Annotated in this window: 15 protein-coding genes and 1 riboswitch; of the genes, 4 read left to right on the top strand and 11 right to left on the bottom strand. The window is 62.3% G+C overall.

Annotated features, from left to right (window positions below; translation table 11 throughout):
- Positions 1-43: 43 nt before the first annotated feature.
- The 6 genes from FHW75_RS23480 to FHW75_RS23455 form a co-directional block, all read right to left on the bottom strand.
- Positions 44-595 carry an ATP-dependent Clp protease proteolytic subunit gene (locus FHW75_RS23480; RefSeq protein WP_016715227.1) on the bottom strand — a complete coding sequence of 184 codons (552 nt, stop codon included), beginning with the start codon at positions 593-595 and terminating at the stop codon, positions 44-46.
- Positions 596-737: 142 nt separating this feature from the next.
- A complete protein-coding gene (locus FHW75_RS23475) occupies positions 738-1,325 on the bottom strand; it encodes a nucleosidase (RefSeq protein ID WP_016715228.1) in 588 nt (195 codons plus the stop codon).
- 117 nt (positions 1,326-1,442) lie between these two features.
- The gene (locus FHW75_RS23470; RefSeq protein ID WP_016715229.1) at positions 1,443-1,625 is read right to left on the bottom strand and encodes a general stress protein; all 183 of its coding nucleotides are present in this window, start codon (positions 1,623-1,625) and stop codon (positions 1,443-1,445) included.
- 147 nt (positions 1,626-1,772) lie between these two features.
- Positions 1,773-3,056, bottom strand: a complete 1,284-nt coding sequence (locus FHW75_RS23465) for an NTP/NDP exchange transporter (protein ID WP_183674752.1) — start codon at positions 3,054-3,056, stop codon at positions 1,773-1,775.
- Between the two features lie 4 nt (positions 3,057-3,060).
- The gene (locus tag FHW75_RS23460; RefSeq protein ID WP_027615560.1) at positions 3,061-3,969 is read right to left on the bottom strand and encodes an aldo/keto reductase; all 909 of its coding nucleotides are present in this window, start codon (positions 3,967-3,969) and stop codon (positions 3,061-3,063) included.
- A gap of 88 nt (positions 3,970-4,057) precedes the next feature.
- Positions 4,058-4,921 (bottom strand): Dyp-type peroxidase, encoded by an 864-nt coding sequence (locus FHW75_RS23455; protein ID WP_025754122.1) that lies wholly within the window; start codon positions 4,919-4,921, stop codon positions 4,058-4,060.
- 184 nt (positions 4,922-5,105) lie between these two features.
- On the opposite strand from FHW75_RS23455, the gene FHW75_RS23450 reads away from it, so the two are divergent.
- A complete protein-coding gene (locus FHW75_RS23450; protein WP_183674749.1) occupies positions 5,106-5,999 on the top strand; it encodes a bile acid:sodium symporter family protein in 894 nt (297 codons plus the stop codon).
- A 15-nt stretch (positions 6,000-6,014) separates the two neighbouring features.
- Here the strand turns inward: FHW75_RS23450 and FHW75_RS23445 are convergent, their stop codons facing one another.
- Complete coding sequence (locus FHW75_RS23445; RefSeq protein WP_019099100.1) at positions 6,015-6,482, bottom strand: sterol desaturase family protein; 468 nt, start codon at positions 6,480-6,482, stop codon at positions 6,015-6,017.
- 396 nt (positions 6,483-6,878) lie between these two features.
- Between FHW75_RS23445 and FHW75_RS23440 the strand changes: the two genes are divergently transcribed.
- The gene (locus tag FHW75_RS23440) at positions 6,879-7,595 is read left to right on the top strand and encodes an MgtC/SapB family protein (protein WP_025754124.1); all 717 of its coding nucleotides are present in this window, start codon (positions 6,879-6,881) and stop codon (positions 7,593-7,595) included.
- A gap of 14 nt (positions 7,596-7,609) precedes the next feature.
- Positions 7,610-8,119, top strand: coding sequence for a GNAT family N-acetyltransferase (locus tag FHW75_RS23435; RefSeq protein WP_025754125.1), 510 nt, complete (start codon positions 7,610-7,612; stop codon positions 8,117-8,119).
- Positions 8,120-8,128: 9 nt separating this feature from the next.
- Here FHW75_RS23435 and FHW75_RS23430 read toward each other — a convergent pair whose 3' ends face one another.
- The 4 genes from FHW75_RS23430 to FHW75_RS23415 all read right to left on the bottom strand — a co-directional run bounded on the left by FHW75_RS23430 (position 8,129) and on the right by FHW75_RS23415 (position 11,933).
- On the bottom strand, positions 8,129-9,115 hold the full coding sequence (locus FHW75_RS23430) for a DNA-binding protein (protein WP_027609254.1): 987 nt from the start codon (positions 9,113-9,115) through the stop codon (positions 8,129-8,131).
- A 229-nt stretch (positions 9,116-9,344) separates the two neighbouring features.
- On the bottom strand, positions 9,345-10,586 hold the full coding sequence (codA, locus tag FHW75_RS23425) for a cytosine deaminase (protein ID WP_183674746.1): 1,242 nt from the start codon (positions 10,584-10,586) through the stop codon (positions 9,345-9,347).
- Positions 10,587-10,626: 40 nt separating this feature from the next.
- The gene (gene tenA / locus FHW75_RS23420) at positions 10,627-11,289 is read right to left on the bottom strand and encodes a thiaminase II (protein ID WP_019098392.1); all 663 of its coding nucleotides are present in this window, start codon (positions 11,287-11,289) and stop codon (positions 10,627-10,629) included.
- Positions 11,286-11,933, bottom strand: a complete 648-nt coding sequence (locus FHW75_RS23415; RefSeq protein WP_019098391.1) for a TenA family protein — start codon at positions 11,931-11,933, stop codon at positions 11,286-11,288. Before FHW75_RS23415 ends, tenA begins: the two co-directional genes overlap by 4 nt.
- A gap of 78 nt (positions 11,934-12,011) precedes the next feature.
- Positions 12,012-12,126: riboswitch (TPP riboswitch) on the bottom strand.
- 249 nt (positions 12,127-12,375) lie between these two features.
- On the opposite strand from FHW75_RS23415, the gene FHW75_RS23410 reads away from it, so the two are divergent.
- A complete protein-coding gene (locus FHW75_RS23410; protein WP_183674743.1) occupies positions 12,376-15,771 on the top strand; it encodes an Ig-like domain-containing protein in 3,396 nt (1,131 codons plus the stop codon).
- Positions 15,772-15,814: the final 43 nt, after the last annotated feature.

Raw genomic sequence — 15,814 nt, 5'->3', positions numbered from 1 at the left:
ACGGGCAAAATGTTTGCGCGGCAAAGCTGCCGGCCTTGGACCGTCAAGCGTGAACACTCCACTGAACCGCATCCACGTCGATCGGCATTTCATCAATGGCATGGATCATCCCGTTCTCGAGCGCCTCCCGTGGCCCCAATATGCGCGGATAGGCCATCAGATACCGCGGCACATCCAGTACCTCAGCGGCGCCTTTGGTGCGTTCGGCGACGATCTGCGCATACAAGCGCAAATCGTAATCCAGGCTCATGGCGTACTCGGCCATCCTTGAATGGTCCACCGAGCCATGCAAGGTCCAATGAAACGGGTGGAACAGGAACTTGCTGTAACTGCATGCCGTACGCCGCTCCCCGGCCAGAAACAGAATATTACCCATGGACTCCACCGTGCCCAGGTTGTGCGTCTGCACCTGAATCGGTAACGCACGCAGGAAGTTGTACAGGGTAAACCCGTAGCTGCACTCGCCCCCCATGGTGGCGATGTTCAGTTGCAGTACCTCGGCCCCCTGCTGCAACGCCCGTGAACAGGTATTGACCAGGTTGCCGCAGGTTGACGAGTTGATAGGCCCGGTGAAATGGATGATATGTCGTGCCATGTTTGCCTCCAGGGTTGGCAGGTCACTCCTTGGACTTGGCGTGTATGCGGTGGAAACGTCAACCGCCGCAAAGTTCAACCCGGCCTCACCCTGTTGGCGCAACGCCATGCAGAGGCCGTCTGGCCTGGCATTACGACACAGGTTACACGTGGCTGAACAACACCCGTTTGAACGCTTCGGCCGCCAAGTGAACCTGCACCGCCCAGTCATCCGCTGCATCGCTGCCGGCATCGTCGGAAATGTACTTGAGGCAAACAAAAGGTATGTTTTCGTCGCGTGCGATCAAAGCCAGCACATAGGCTTCCATGTCGACCACGTCATAAGGCGCGTCGCCATGGTTGATCTCGAAGTTGTCGCCACTGCCACAGGTTTCCTGCGCCAGCCCGGGGATAGCGGTGCCGTGCTCCAGTACCACCGGTATGTCCGACAGCGGCGTTTCATACCGGGCAAAGCCCAATGGCGTCACATCCATGTCGCGTTGCACGAAGCGGCTACAACACACCACCTCGCCCTTGCCATGGCGCTGGCTGCCCGCCGAGCCCAGGTTCACGATCAGCTTCGGGCGGTGCGCCGCAATGGCTTTGGTCAGGGCGATGGCAGCATTCACCTTGCCAATACCCGTGAACACGGTGCGCACCTCGGTGAATACATCGCCCGCCTCGGCCTCGAGGGCGAAGACGAATAGCGTGTCATCCAGGGAAATGTCAGGGAATTGCTTGATCAGCATCATGGAGCAGATGATTCCGGGTGGCTGCAAAGGGCGCCGCCATTGTCGGCCAACCCTGGCTAATTGCAAACCCCCGGTTCATTGCAGTGCCAGGTCGCCCCGGCACTGCCATCAGGTCACTTACGAGCGGCCGCCCTTACGGCCCGACTCGCTATCGTGGGGCATGTTGCCGCCCGAAGACTGGCCGCCCTTGCGTCCGGCTTCGGAGGCCTTTTCACGATCGTTGGCGAAGTTGCCCGGGTTCTTGCTACCACCCTGGCTGCCTTGTTGATTGCCGGTGCGGCTGTTTTCTTTGTTGGCCATGGTCTTGAAACCTCGTATGACTTGGGTGTGCACGGCACGTTGCCGTACACAGGTTGTGAGTACGGCTCCCTCGGGGGATTCGGTTTATTGCGAAGGGTTCGGACCGGTGGCGTTAAATAAGCGACAACGCCATATTTGGGGCGCCTGTCAGTCGTGCGGCGGGCTATCCAGGCGAGCTTGTCGGCGGCCCAGCCAGCCACCGGTCACTGCCCAGCCCAAGGCAATCAATGCGCCGATGAGCATCGCCAGTTGCGGGTGCTCGCCCATCACGTCCAGTGCCCGCTTGACCCAGCCGCTCAAGGCATCGCCACCCCGGTAGACCACCGTGTCGATGAAGTTCTTGGCCTTGTACTTGTCCTCGGCCGGCAGTACCGTGAACAGCATTTCCCGCCCAGGCCGCACCAGTGCGTATTCGCCAGCTCGGCGCACCACCATGACCCCCACGAACACGGCGAACACCGGGGCCAGCGCCAGCCACACAAAGCCCACAGCCATCACCAGCGGCACCGCTACCAGCAACACCCCCACGCCCAACCGACGCGCCAGGCGGCCCGTGAGGAATACCTGGGTAAGGATGGCCAATGCCTGCACGACGGTGTCGATCAGGCCGAACACCTGGGTTTGCCGGGTGCGATCGGCAAAGGTTTCGCTGACGATGCGTGCCTGCTCGAAATACAAGAAGGTGCTGACGCTGGCCAGCAACACGACGAACAGCGCGATCCCCAGCAGATACGGCGAGCACAGTACGGCGGTGGCACCGGCAAACGGGTTGCCGCCCAAAGGTCGCGATCCCGAGCGTTGGGCTTGTGCCGGTAGAGGTTCGCGTGCTCGCCAGCGTTGCAGGAACAGGGCCGCGCTACTGCTGCCCAGCAACAATACCGCCGCCAGCACCAGCAGCCCGGCATGGCCCAGCGACGCCACCAGCAAGGTGCCTAGCAGGGGGCCACTTAGCCCGCCCAGGCTAGCCCCAGCTGCCAGCAGGCCGAACAAACGCTTGCCCTGGGCGGTGGAAAACAGATCAGCAAGCACGCTCCAGGCCAGGGAGATGGTCAGCAGGTTGAATACCGACAGCCAGATGTAGAAGGCCCGGGCCGCCCACACGTCGTCAGGGGCAACTGCGAACAGGGCGGCGAACAGCAGCAGGTTGCTGGCAAAGAAGCCATAGGTCCACGGCAGGATGAGCCTGCGTTGCACCCTGGACGCCAGCCAGCCGAACAGCGGCAGGCACGCCAGGGTGGCAATGAAGGTGCCGGTGAACAGCCATTGCAGGTTGTCCACCCCACCGGCAATACCCATGGTTTCGCGCACCGGGCGCAGCATGAAGTAACCGGTGAACAGCAGGAAGAACAGCAGCAAGCCGGCGATGACCGCCGGCCCCTCGCCGGGCTTGATGTTCAGCCCTTGATCGAGACGCTGCCGCCACGCTTGCATGGTGTCAGGCAAACTGCTTGATCAGCGCCTGTTGCTGCGCCTGACTAAGCAGGGGTTCATGCCCGGCCTTCAGCTGGTCGAGCTGGCGTTCGGGCCGGCCGGTGGCGGGGATGACCGTGGTCACCGCCGGATGGCTGATGGCGAACTTCAGAAACAGCTGCGCCCAGCTGCCGATGCCTGCTTCTGCGGCCCAGCCGGGCAACGCCTGGTCCTTGACCCGCGCAAACAGGCGGCCATCGTCGAAAGCACGGTTGATCAGCACCGCAACACCTTTGTCCTGGCAAAGCGGCAGCAGTGCGCGGGCGGCGTCGGGGGCGTTGACCGAGTAGTTGATCTGGATGAAGTCCAGCGGCTCGCTGCGCACGATTCGGGCGACTTCGTCCTGGCCACTGTTCAGGTAATGGGTGATGCCGACGTAACGGGCCTTGCCCTGATGCTTCAGCTCACGGGCATAGGGCAGCTGGGTCTGCCACTCACGCAGATTGTGAATTTGCAGCAAGTCGACTTTGTCGGTACGCAGGCTCTTCAGGCTGCCGGCCCACTGTGCTTCGGCCTCGGCCCGGCTGTTGGCAGCGATCTTGGTGGCTATGAAGCACTGCCGATGCCAGCCACCCTCCTCGAGCAACTGGCCGAGTATGCTGTCGGCGCCACCATAATTGGGCGACGTATCGATCACCCGGCCACCGCCTTCGAAAAAGGCCTTGAGCACGATTTTCAGCTGCTCGTACTGAGCCGAACCAGCGTCCACTTCGAAGCTGCCCGAGGTACCGGCACCGATAACCGGCAACGCTTCACCGGTGGACGGCACTTTACGGGTCAGCAGGCCGGCCGGGCTGGCGGCATGCAGCCAAGGGGCCGCCGCCAGCAAGCTCAATGCGGCACTGGCGCGTAGGACATCACGACGTGCGTACATGGAAAGCTCCCGTCATGAATCGGAAACTTTCAAGGCTAGTCGCTCTGCTCCGCGCCAGCAGGTGTTTCTGTATCTGGATGTTTAGTGATCAGGCCTGCAGCAGCTGGCGCAGGTCGACCCCCGCGTCACCCATCGGCGGGCACCAGTAATAGCCACCGGTGAGTGGCCGGCTGAAGCGGTACAGGCCATCGATGATGCCGTCCTCCAGTCCGCTCATACGCCGCAGTTGCACCTCGAATGCATCGAAGCTGTGGCCCAGGGCGACAAAGGCCAGGCCGGCACCGCGCTGGTCGGCCCAGGCCACCGAGCGACGCACCATGAACGCCTCGGGTTCGAAGCTTTCCTGGGCGGTGCGCTTGACGTGTGCGGACTCGGGCGCGTCGTCGAGCTCTTCGTTGTCGCTCAGGCGACGGCCGATAATGTTGTCCTGATCGGCCTGGGGCAGCGACTTGAAGTATTCCAGGTCGTGCTTCCACAGCTGGAACGCGGCAAAGCTGGAACCGTCGCTGGCAATGGCCGCTTGCACCGCATCTTCGTCCACCGGGTTTTCGGTGCCGTCTTCGTAGCCTGTCAGGTCATGGCCGCCACGGTGCAGGAAGCCATCAACGCTGTCCGCCAGGCGCAAGGCCGGTGCCAGCACCTGTTCCAGGGCGTGGGCGCGCAGCAGCAGGTCGCCGCGCTCGTTCCCGCGCAACCACAGCCACAGGGCGTGCTGAGTGCTCGGGTTTTCTACGGCGGCATCTAGCAGCGGGAAGGCGCGCAGGCCGGGCACTTCGCGGCCCAGGGCCTTGGCCAGCGGGGCGCCGACACCGAGCAGCAGCTGTTCTCCATCGACCTGCGGCAGCAAGGCATCGAGCACAGCAGGCAACGCCTCGGGTGACTGCAGGGTGAAGAACAGGTGACGGGCGTGGGCCGGCACAGGGTTGGCAAGCAGACCTTGCTGGAACGGCATGACAGGCTAATCCTTGGTAAAAGCGGGAATGCTACTGCGCCTGCAGGCCTACTGCAACGCGGCATGCAGCCTGGCCAGCCGCTGCGCTTGGTAACAAATGGTTACCAATAGCTGGCCCTTTGCAATGAGCTATCAATCCGCGCCTGCCTACACTCCTCGAGATCCTTCGCCCAAGAGACCCCCCATGACAGCCTCGCCCTTGCTCACCGCCGTTCTGCCGCTAGCCTTGGGCATCATCATGCTCGGCCTTGGGCTGTCGTTGACCCTGGCGGACTTCGCTCGCGTTGTGAAATACCCCAAACCGGTGATGGTCGGCCTGGCCTGCCAGATCCTGCTGCTGCCGTTGGTGTGTTTCCTGATCGCCAACGGTTTTGGCCTGGAGTCGGCCCTTGCGGTAGGGATGATGCTGTTGGCGGCCTCGCCAGGCGGCACCACGGCCAACCTGTTCAGCCACCTGGCCCATGGAGATGTGGCGTTGAACATCACACTCACGGCGGTCAATTCGCTGATCGCAATCCTGACCATGCCATTGCTCGTGAACCTGTCGTTAAGCTGGTTCATGGCTTCGGATCAAGCCATTGCGCTGCAGTTTGCCAAAGTGATGCAGGTGTTTGCCATTGTGCTGCTGCCGGTGGCACTGGGCATGCTGATACGCCATTTCGCCCCGGTTTTCGCCGCGCGCATGGAAAAACCGATGAAGCTGGTGGCCGCGCTTTTCCTCGCCTTCACCATCGTCCTGGCCTTGGCCAAGGACTGGCAGACCGTGGTCGAGTATGCGCCGGTGGTGGGCCTGGCGGCGCTGCTGTTCAACCTGTTGAGCCTGGCAGTGGGTTACTGGGTGCCGCGCCTGCTGAATATTCCCAAGCGCCAGGCAATTGCCATTGGCATGGAAATCGGCATCCATAACGGGACCTTGGCCATTGCCTTGGCGCTGAGCCCTTCGCTGCTGAACAACGCGACCATGGCAGTACCGGCGGCACTGTATAGCCTGATCATGTTCTTTACGGCAGCGGGGTTTGGCTGGTGGGTGAGCCGTGGGCATGTGGCGGCGCAGCCCGAAGGCGAAGCGGCGAATTGAGGCCCGTTCAGGTTGTCACTGCTGGCTGCGCTTGCTGCGCAGCTGCTGCTTCAACACCTTCAATGGGGGCGCATAGAAGAAACCGAACGAAACACTTCCCTTGCGCCCCTTCACCGCATGGTGCAACCGATGCGCCCGGTGCAAGCGTTTGAGGTAGCGGTTGACTGGCCGAGGCTTGCGCGGCCAGTGCCGGTGAAAAAATCCGTCATGGGCCACCACATACAGCACCCCGTACCCAGCCACCCCACCGCCCACCCACTGCAAGGGCGCATAACCGCTTTTGCCAAGCGCTACCAGTGCCGTGGCGATCAGGCCAAGGGCCACGAGGTACAGGTCATTGGTTTCGAGCATGCCCAGGTGAGGCTCATGGTGCGAACGGTGCAGCCACCAGCCCCAGCCATGCATGATGTACTTGTGAGCCAGCGTGCCAACGCCCTCCATGGCCACCAGGGTGCCGAACAGTACGGCGAGATTGAACAGCATGGAACGGTCCGGGTGATGGCAAAGAGAGGCGCAAGGTTAACGGCTGCCCAGGTTTTTTTCCATGTGGGCGTGAGCGGCTGCACGCCATTCAAGGATGAAGCCATTGTCATGTTTCGCCCTTGACCTGCTCTGCCACCGGGCGTATGGTCCGCGACGCAATTTTGCCTTCCTAAACAGGAGACCTGCCTTGGACAGTAGCCCCAGTCGCTTGCGACAGGCCCGCGTGGCGCACTAGCCCGGCAGTGTCCTGCACTGTCTGGCCGCCCTGGCAAGACGGTGGTTTCTTGTAACCCCCGCTTTTCCTCCCTTCCTCGTGATCCTGCGCATTGATCTGGTTTTTCAACCACGCCAACTGATGGCGTTCATGCGGGCGTATGCCTGCGCAAGAGGTTTGCTATGGATTGGAAAGTATTTCTGCTGCGCGCCAGCATTGCCTTGCTGTTGGGGGCGTTGATCGGTGCCGAACGGCAATTGCGCCAACGCCTGACCGGGCTGCGCACCAATGCGCTGGTCAGCACCGGTGCCTGCCTGTTCGTGCTGATGACCCAGGCGGTGCCAGGCATGGCACCTGCCGATGCGTCGCGCGTCGCCGCCTATGTGGTGTCGGGCATCGGCTTTCTCGGGGGTGGTGTGATCATGCGTGACGGCTTCAACGTACGAGGCCTGAACACTGCAGCCACCTTGTGGTGTACGGCGGCAGTGGGTGTGCTGTGCAGCCTTGGGCTGCTGTTGGAGGCGGCATTGGGTAGCCTGGTGGTGCTATGTGCCAATATCCTGCTGCGTGACATCGCCCAGCGCCTGGACCGTCAGGACGTGGTGCCGGCCAGCGAGGTGGAGCAGCACTTCGAAGTGCGAATCGTCTGCCGCGCCGAGGACGAAATCCAGGTGCGCAGCCTGATGCTGCATAGCCTGGGCGATCCGCAGCTGCGGCTGCAGTCACTGCAAAGCCAGGATCTGGACAGCCCGGCGCGCCTGGAAGTACGCGCCGAGCTGTTGGGCACCGCGCAGGCACCCGCGCAACTGGAGCGGCTGGTCAGCCGGGTGAGCCTGGAGAAAGGTGTAAGCTCGGTGCGCTGGCAATTACAGCCGCAAGTACTGGCGGCGGATTACTGAAACAGGAGTGATTCATGCGTATCCGCCCTACCCTCGAGCGCGATATTCAACACCTGCCAGACCTAGAGCGTTCGGCGGCCCAGGCGTTTGCCGGCTGGCCGACGCTGGCCTGGCTGGCGCAAGGTGATGTGATGGATTGCGTTGCGCACAGGGCTTTCGTCGACGCGGGCGGTAGCTGGGTGGCCGAGGACGATAATGGGTGCCTTGCCGGTTTTGCTTGTGCCCGCCGTGAAGGGCAGGCGCTGCACCTTTATGAAATATCGGTGCGCCAGGAGGTTCAAGGGCAAGGCGTGGGGCGGCGTTTGCTGCAGCAAGTGGCTGATGCCGCGCGTGACGCGGGCCTGCGCGAGCTCACGTTGACCACCTTTGCCAATGTGCCCTGGAATGCGCCCTTCTATGCACGGTTCGGGTTCGAGGTGCTCGATGAGAGGCTGCTGAGCCCGCGGTTACGGGAAACCCTGGCCAATGAACGTGCACACGGCCTCACTGAGCGTTGTGCAATGCGCCGTTACGTCGATCATTAGACGGGCCCGTCACTCGGCATGTGCAGGCAGGTGTGCCCTGCATTGCGCCAACGCCACATCGCGTTCTTTTAGCTCTTCTTCATACCGCAGCAACTGCCGCGCCTGTTCCGCGCACACGTCGCGCCTGGTTTCCAGATGCTGCGCTTGCACATCCAGCTGCCGGCGCATTTCTTCGCTGGCACCTTGTGCCTGGGCCAGGATCGTCCGCAAGCCCTGGATCTGCGCATCGCGTTGCTCCAGCAACTCGTCCTGCGCCCGGCACGCGCTGGCGGCCTGGCGGTGCTCACCCAACAAACGCTCATTATCGCGGTGCAAGCGGGTCAGCTCGTCCTGCTTCACGATCATGCCTTGTTGCAGTTGACGTACTTCCACCTGCATCTGCTGCAGTTGTGCTTCGTGGCGGCGTTGCTCCTGCTCGCGCTGTTCACGGCTGGCATTGCGGTAATGCTCCAGGGCATCGCGGGCATGTCGGTGTTTGTCCTCCAGTGACTTCACCTGTTCGTCCTTGTCGGCCAGACGCACCTGCAATTCACCTAGCGACTGGTTGAGGCTGGCGCTGCGCAGCTGTTCGGCTTGCAGCGTGCTCTGTGTGGTCAGCCGTTTTTCCGTCTCGTCGGCCAAAGCCGCTGCATCGATCTTATGTTGCTGAAGCGCCGCCGCCAGGGCCTGCTGGGCGATGTCGAGCTGAGCCTCAAGCGCTTCTCGCTGTTGAGTGAAGGTGCTTTCGGCCTGCTCGATCTTCAGGTCGGCCTCATCTTGTAGCTGAGTGGCCAATTGCCCGACCAAGCGGCTTAGCACATCGCTCAGCGCCGCGCCCCCTTCGGAGGCCACGGGTTGCTGGCCGTTCAATTCCTTGAGGTAGCGGTGAATCGTGGTTTTCGATCCGGTATTGCCCAGCTCGATACGTATGGCATCGATGCTGGGGTTCTCGCCGCGGGCAATCAACGCCTGACGTGCCTGCTGAACCACCACCTTGTTGATACCGCCCCGGGCCATGCCTGCTCCTACGATTTTGTACTGTGTTATGTAACATGTAATTACGTACTGATTATGGCGATAACAACGCGCTCCTGCAAACGTTTCCTCAGGAAGAATAATCACGGCTTATCGCATGTGACCGACAAAAATCCGCTCGAAGCATGCGTTCAGCCGTACGGCAAACAGCAAAACGCCCCGTCCGGCTCAAGGCCGGCGGGGCGTTACGGGCTTCAAAGTGGCGGGTGTATCAATGCATGCGCTCAACCTGCGCGGGCGTGCGACGCATCAACACCTTGCCGTTTCGCACCGACACCAGCGCGTGCCCTTGGCTACGCACCATCTCGTAATCATCAGGCGCCGACAGCAGTAACAGGTTGGCCGGCCGCCCCACCCCAATTCCGTAGCGTTCGCCCAGGTTCAGGGTGCGGGCGCTGTTGTCGGTGATCAGGTCCAGGCAGCGCTGCAGGTCTTCGTAGCCGAGCATGTGGCAGATGTGCAGCCCCGCTTCGAGAATGCGAAGGATGTTGCCATTACCCAGCGGGTACCAAGGGTCGACGATGGAATCCTGGCCAAAGCACACGTTCATGCCGGCGCGGTCGATCTCGGCCACGCGAGTGACGCCGCGGCGTTTCGGGTAGTTGTCGAAGCGCCCTTGCAGGTGAATGCTCTCGGTCGGGCACGACACGAAGTTGATGCCCGACAGTTTCAGCAGGCGGAACAGCTTGTAGCAGTAGGCATTGTCATACGAACCCATGGCCACGGTATGGCTGGCGGTTACCCGGGCGCCCATACCGCGCACCCTGGCTTCTTCGGCCAGCACTTCAAGGAAGCGCGATTGCGGGTCGTCGGTCTCGTCGCAGTGCACGTCCACCAGGCAGCCGGTACGTTCGGCCAGGTCCATCAGGAACTTCACCGACGAAACGCCCTGCTCACGGGTGTTCTCGAAATGCGGAATACCGCCCACCACATCGGCACCGATGGCCACCGCTTCGGTCATCAGCGCCCGCCCGTTGGCGTACGACTCGATACCCTCCTGCGGGAAGGCGACGATCTGCAGGTCGACCCGTGCGCGCACTTCGTCTCGCACCTCGACCATGGCCTTGAGCGCAGTGAGTTTCGGGTCGGTCACATCGACATGCGTGCGTACATGCTGGATACCGTGGTCCACCAGCATGCCGATGGTCTTTTTCGCGCGGGTCTTGATGTCATCGTGTGTGGTGATTTCCTTACGCTCGGCCCAACGCTCAATGCCTTCGAACAGGGTGCCGCTCATGTTCCACTTCGGCTCGCCCGCGGTCAGCGTGGCGTCCAGGTGAATGTGCGGCTCGACAAAAGGCGCCACCACCAGGTTTTGCCCGGCGTCCAGATCATCACCCGCGCACAGTGCCACTCCATCGGCCTGAGGCACAATGGCGCCGATGTACTCGCCGCTGAGTTCGATCCGGAACAGGCCAGGTTTGCCGCGCAGCCGTGCGTTGACAATGTTCATGGTGTTTCTCCTTGTCGAGGGCTTCGCTCAAAGGTGCAGATTAGCCTCCGTTTAACCCCATCTGCCAGAAGTCTGCCTCCAGGCTGGAAGCTTGCCCGAAAATCCCCACCAACTCTGCAAAGCGCTGCTCGGTCATGCTCCGCGCCGCCAGCTCATCCAGATGCTTGCGCGCTGCCGCCGCCACGCCTTGATAGCCTTCCCCGGCATATTCACCAATCCACTCGCGGTACGGGTGCTTGCTCAAATCGCCGATCCGTTCCGCCAGGGTCCGGCCGATTTCGGCATAGCCGATCACGCAAGGCGCCAGTGCCACATGCAGTTCCAGCAGATCGCCGGCGGCACCGCAATCCAGTACATAGCGGGTATAGGCCACCGTGGCCTGGTGCTCGGGCGCAGCTTCGATATCGGCCTGGGTCAGCCCCCAGCGCGCGCACAGGCGCAGGTGCAGTTCAGTTTCATCCAGGATCGCCGCCAGCCCGGCCTGCGCAGCGCGGATGTCGGCCGGGCGGCGGCTCTTGTAAGCCGCCAGCGCCCAGGCACGGGCAAACTGGATAAGGAACAGGTAATCCTGCACCAGGTAAGTCCGGAATGCTTCTTCGCTCAACGTGCCCTCGCCCATCTGCCGCACGAAGTCATGGTCGACATAGCTGTTCCACTGTAGCGAGGCAGCAGCCTTGAGGCGCTCGAAGACGTCCATGCTCATTTGCCCTCCGGGTAAACGGCATCGAAGAAGGCCAGTTCTAGCGCTACGGTGCGCTGGTAGAAGTCAGTGGCCAGTGCAGCTTCCTGCGGGCCGACGCGGTCCAGTTCGGATTGCAGGAAGGCAACGAAGGCCTGGAAGGCCGGGTTATCGTGCAAGGTGATCCACTCGGCATGGACGAAATTGTTCGGCATGGGTTTGGGCGCCTTCAGCGCCCAGTCCAGGTACAGGCCTTCGGCAACGTTGAGCACTGCCAGCGCCGCCGCATAAGAACGGGTTGCCGCCGCTTCACGCATGATCGCCTTGAAACCTGCGGTTGGCACAGTGTCGGTCGGTTCAGTGCGTTGCGCCGGGCTTACATCCAGAGCGTCGAAAGCGCGCAGGAAGTAGGTGTTCTCGTCGCTGGAAATCATCCCGGCGAAGCGGCCGAAGCGCAGGCGCGCCTCGAACGTGTCAGCGGTGGCGATGGCCGCGCCCAGCAAGGTGAGGAAGCTGTCGAGGAAACGGTGGTCCTGCACCAGGTAGTCGACCATGATCGGGTCTGGCAGGCTGCCGTCGCACAATTGGGTCACGAAACGGTGGCCCACGGCCGCCGACCAGGTCGGCTCGCTTTGGCGGCGCAGGGACTGGCTGAAACGTTCGGTCATGTTGCTGTCCTTGATGGGGGTGACAGCGAGACCTTGGCAGTGAGCATGGACGGGCCTCGCAGTGAGGCCGGCAAAAAGGCAGGTTACGAATCCCATCCCTTCGCCGGCATGATCCGGATCAGGTTCGAAGGGTCACCGCGCTGCAACGCTCAGCGGTTTCTCAGCCCGTTGCCGGGCTCCCCTTGGTGGCGCTCAGGTATACCCCAGTGAGCCAGTGCTGTCACTACCCATCCCCCAAAGACTGGGCACTGGGTGACCCGCTAGTGGGGACATATCCCCATTTTTGACGCTCTGTTATCTAGCGCACATCAGGCGCTACAACGATTTGTTTAATAGAGCATTACCGAAATATCGGTTGGCACAGCCGTTGCTCAGGGCTTTTTACCGGGCAAAACGCCATTGATGGCTTTAAGCCATAAAGCCGCGAGCGAGGCATAAGGCAATGAAAACATCTGCCGTGATCCACCCTGCTAGGCATGCATTCCAGCTGTCCACCGTCACCGCGCTGATGCTCAGCCTCGGGCTGATCACGGTTACAGCGGCCCCCCTCGACGATAACGGCCTGCCGCCGCCAACCGATCCTTCCGCCTACACCGACCAACCGGCTGATCCGACCCCGGCCCTGCTGAACCTCAATACATTGCCCGAAGCCAACCAAGGTTCGCTGGAGCTGACCAATGGGATGTATGGCGACCGCAACACGGTGCGCACCGACAACGTACTACCGCCTGCCCTGCAAACCTCTGACAGGTACCCTACCAACGGCAAGCCCAGCCCGCTGTTCGGTGCGCAGCCGTTCACCCAACAATTGCTGCTGTTCGAAGAGTTCGGCACAGAAAAACTCGACCCCACCCTGCCACCGCCCAGCCTGACCTTCCCGGTTCCCACCCTGGGGGCCGCCCCGGCGCAGGACCCCAACGTCGTTGCCCGCAGCGGCCCCAGTGGCACCGCGCTGGAAGCTTTCCTCAAGCAACCCGGGCTTTACCCGTTCCCGACCCAGTACGCCAACGTGCTGGACCGCAACCCATGGAAGGCGCAGATCGAGATGTTCCTGAACCGCAAGCCGGTCGGCTCCCCGGCTGAAGGCCGTCCACCAGGCAAAGGCTGGTCACACCAGCGCTGGAACGAGTTTTACCCGCAGACTGCATTCAAGACCGCGCAAGCCGGTGCACGCATCAACCAGGGCCTGCGCGACCGCAAGCAGTTGCACAACTATGCGGTCGGTGAATTCGGCCCGGGCGGGCTGTACTACCAGACCTCCGACATCCCGAATACGCTGGGCACGACCAAGGGCATCGACACCCGCTTCCACCCGAACATGCCGCTGCAGAACCACAAGTCGCTGTGGACGTTCGATGGCACGTTCCCGGTCAAGCTGCTGATGGTGCGCTATGGCCAGCCGGTGCTGATGCGCCATTACAACGCCCTGCCGATCGACCCTTCGGCCAACGGCGGTTTTGGCCTGCATACCATCTCGACCCACGAGCACAACGGCCACTCCCCCGCCGAAAGCGACGGCTATGCCAACGCCTACTTCTTCCCCGGCCAGTACTACGACTACCGTTGGCCGGTGCAGCTGGCCGGCTACGACACCATCAACACCCGCGCACAAGACCCGCGTGCCGCGTTCCCTTGCTCACCGGGTGAAACCTTGTTCGTCAATGACGGCTCGCCCGGGCTGAAAACCTGCCAGAACGGCAGCATCAAGATTCGTGGCGACTGGCGCGAAACCATGAGTACCCACTGGTTCCACGACCACATGATGGATTTCACGGCGCAGAACGTCTACAAGGGCAACGCCGTGATGATGAACTACTACAGCGCCCTGGACCGCGGCAACGAGGCCTTGCAGGATGGCGTGAACCTGCGCTTCCCCAGCGGTTCGGGCATGCCTTGGGGCAACCGCGACTACGACGTCAACCTGGTGATGGCCGACAAGGCCTGGGATGCAAACGGCCAGCTGTGGTTCAACCCGTTCAACACCGATGGCTTCCTTGGCGACCAGATGCTGGTCAACTGGCAGTACCAGCCCAAGCTCAAGGTGCGCGCGCGCAGTTATCGCTTCCGTCTGCTCAATGGCTCGGTATCCCGCTACTTCAAATTCGCAGTCGTGCGTGAAATCGCCGGGACCAGCGGCGAATTCAAGGGGCCATCCGGCTCCAACGTGTCGTATGCGCGGGTGCCGTTCCACATGATCGCCAACGACGGCAACATCATGGAGCACGCCGTGCCATTCGACGGCACCATGGACCTCAACGGTGACGGCAACCTGCAGGACAACAACGGTATCCTGCCGCTGCAAGGTATTGCCGAGCGCTACGACATCATCATCAACTTCGCCAAGAACGGCATCAAGGTGGGCGACAAGCTGTACTTCGTCAACCTGGAGGAACACCGCACCGGCAAGGGCCCGGAAGGTGCCATCTCGCTGGCCGACGTGCTGTCGGAGAAGTACAAGGCAGTGATCAAACAGACCAGCAAGGGCCCGCTGTGGGAGAACGGCGACCCGCTGGTCGGCAAGTTCCTGCAGTTGATCGTGCAGCCGTACAGCGGCCAGGACGTGAGCATGGACCCGGTGGCCTACGAACCGGCCAAACCCGGCAAGGCCGCAGGCCTGAAAATGCTCCCGCTGCCCATTGACCGCAATTCGGCCGCCGACCAGGCCAAGATCAAGGATGCCCGCCACCGCGAGTTCATCTTTGGCCGCTCTGACGGTACCGATACCAAACCCTGGACTATCAAGACTGACGGGGGCTTCGGTTACAGCATGGACCCACGGCGCATCAGTGCTGCACCACAACTGGCCCAACAGTCCACCGACGGGGGCTTCAGCGGCGACGGCACCCTGGAAGTGTGGAAAATCGTCAACGGCGGCAATGGCTGGAGCCACCCGGTGCATGTGCACTTCGAGGAAGGTGTGATTCTTAGCCGCGACGGCAAGGCGCCGCCAGAATGGGAGAAATGGGCGCGCAAGGACGTCTACCGCATCGGGCCGGATGCCGATTCGTCGGAAGAAGTGGAAATGGCTATCCGCTTCCGCGAGTTCGCCGGTACCTACATGGAGCACTGCCACAACACCCAGCATGAAGACTCTTCGATGCTGCTGCGCTGGGACATTGAACACCCAGGCCAGTTCCAGGTAATGCCGACCCCGCTGCCAGGCTGGGATGGCGTGCAATACATGGCGTCGGTGGGCCTGCCGACCTTCCGCACCAAAGGCAAGGACGACAACGATGATGCTGCCAACAAGCCACCGGTCGCGGCCAACGACAGTGCGGCAACCACTGCTGGCAAGCCGATCACCCTGAGCGTGCTGGCCAACGACACCGACCCGGAAGGTAATCTGCCATTGAATGTCGTCGGCCTCAGCCAGCCCGACTCCGGCCAGGGTAGCGTCAGCACCAATGGCACCACGGTGACCTACACCCCGCCGGCCACGGTCGCCACGCCGTTTACCGCCAGCTTCAACTACACGGCGCGGGATGCCAAAGGGGCCGAGTCGGTGAACCCGGCCACGGTCAGCATCGCGGTCAGCCCGGCTGCAGCGGTCGACCAGATCCAGGTCACCAGTGCCACGGTGCAGGTGCGCAGCGGCAACCGCTTCACCTGGGATGTGCAAGGGACGACCACAGTGGCCACGGGCAACAGCATCAGCGTGACTGCGGCGACCACTGGTGGCCCGGTAAGCCTGGGTAACGCCACGCTGACCGCCACGACCACTGGTGCGCGCTGGCGCGTGTCGGTGACCACCACCGGCTTCGGCCCGGCCACACCGGCGACGGTTACCGCGAAGTCGGCGCTGGGGCAGACCGTGACGGCGCCAGTCAGGTATCAGTGAGTGCAAGGCGGGGGCCGCTTTGCGGCCCCCACTGCCAACCGAT

Origin of the sequence: Pseudomonas sp. OG7, assembly GCF_014192825.1 — a bacterium.
GTDB lineage: Bacteria > Pseudomonadota > Gammaproteobacteria > Pseudomonadales > Pseudomonadaceae > Aquipseudomonas > Aquipseudomonas monteilii.
This window is presented reverse-complemented; position numbering and strand designations above follow the sequence as displayed.

What these genes read in the sequence shown, in the direction of transcription:
- FHW75_RS23480 (WP_016715227.1), bottom strand. Translation starts at nt 595, where the DNA reads ATGGCACGACATATCATCCATTTCACCGGGCCTATCAACTCGTCAACC.
- FHW75_RS23475 (WP_016715228.1), bottom strand. Translation starts at nt 1,325, where the DNA reads ATGATGCTGATCAAGCAATTCCCTGACATTTCCCTGGATGACACGCTA.
- FHW75_RS23470 (WP_016715229.1), bottom strand. Translation starts at nt 1,625, where the DNA reads ATGGCCAACAAAGAAAACAGCCGCACCGGCAATCAACAAGGCAGCCAG.
- FHW75_RS23465 (WP_183674752.1), bottom strand. Translation starts at nt 3,056, where the DNA reads ATGCAAGCGTGGCGGCAGCGTCTCGATCAAGGGCTGAACATCAAGCCC.
- FHW75_RS23460 (WP_027615560.1), bottom strand. Translation starts at nt 3,969, where the DNA reads ATGTACGCACGTCGTGATGTCCTACGCGCCAGTGCCGCATTGAGCTTG.
- FHW75_RS23455 (WP_025754122.1), bottom strand. Translation starts at nt 4,921, where the DNA reads ATGCCGTTCCAGCAAGGTCTGCTTGCCAACCCTGTGCCGGCCCACGCC.
- FHW75_RS23450 (WP_183674749.1), top strand. Translation starts at nt 5,106, where the DNA reads ATGACAGCCTCGCCCTTGCTCACCGCCGTTCTGCCGCTAGCCTTGGGC.
- FHW75_RS23445 (WP_019099100.1), bottom strand. Translation starts at nt 6,482, where the DNA reads ATGCTGTTCAATCTCGCCGTACTGTTCGGCACCCTGGTGGCCATGGAG.
- FHW75_RS23440 (WP_025754124.1), top strand. Translation starts at nt 6,879, where the DNA reads ATGGATTGGAAAGTATTTCTGCTGCGCGCCAGCATTGCCTTGCTGTTG.
- FHW75_RS23435 (WP_025754125.1), top strand. Translation starts at nt 7,610, where the DNA reads ATGCGTATCCGCCCTACCCTCGAGCGCGATATTCAACACCTGCCAGAC.
- FHW75_RS23430 (WP_027609254.1), bottom strand. Translation starts at nt 9,115, where the DNA reads ATGGCCCGGGGCGGTATCAACAAGGTGGTGGTTCAGCAGGCACGTCAG.
- codA (WP_183674746.1), bottom strand. Translation starts at nt 10,586, where the DNA reads ATGAACATTGTCAACGCACGGCTGCGCGGCAAACCTGGCCTGTTCCGG.
- tenA (WP_019098392.1), bottom strand. Translation starts at nt 11,289, where the DNA reads ATGAGCATGGACGTCTTCGAGCGCCTCAAGGCTGCTGCCTCGCTACAG.
- FHW75_RS23415 (WP_019098391.1), bottom strand. Translation starts at nt 11,933, where the DNA reads ATGACCGAACGTTTCAGCCAGTCCCTGCGCCGCCAAAGCGAGCCGACC.
- FHW75_RS23410 (WP_183674743.1), top strand. Translation starts at nt 12,376, where the DNA reads ATGAAAACATCTGCCGTGATCCACCCTGCTAGGCATGCATTCCAGCTG.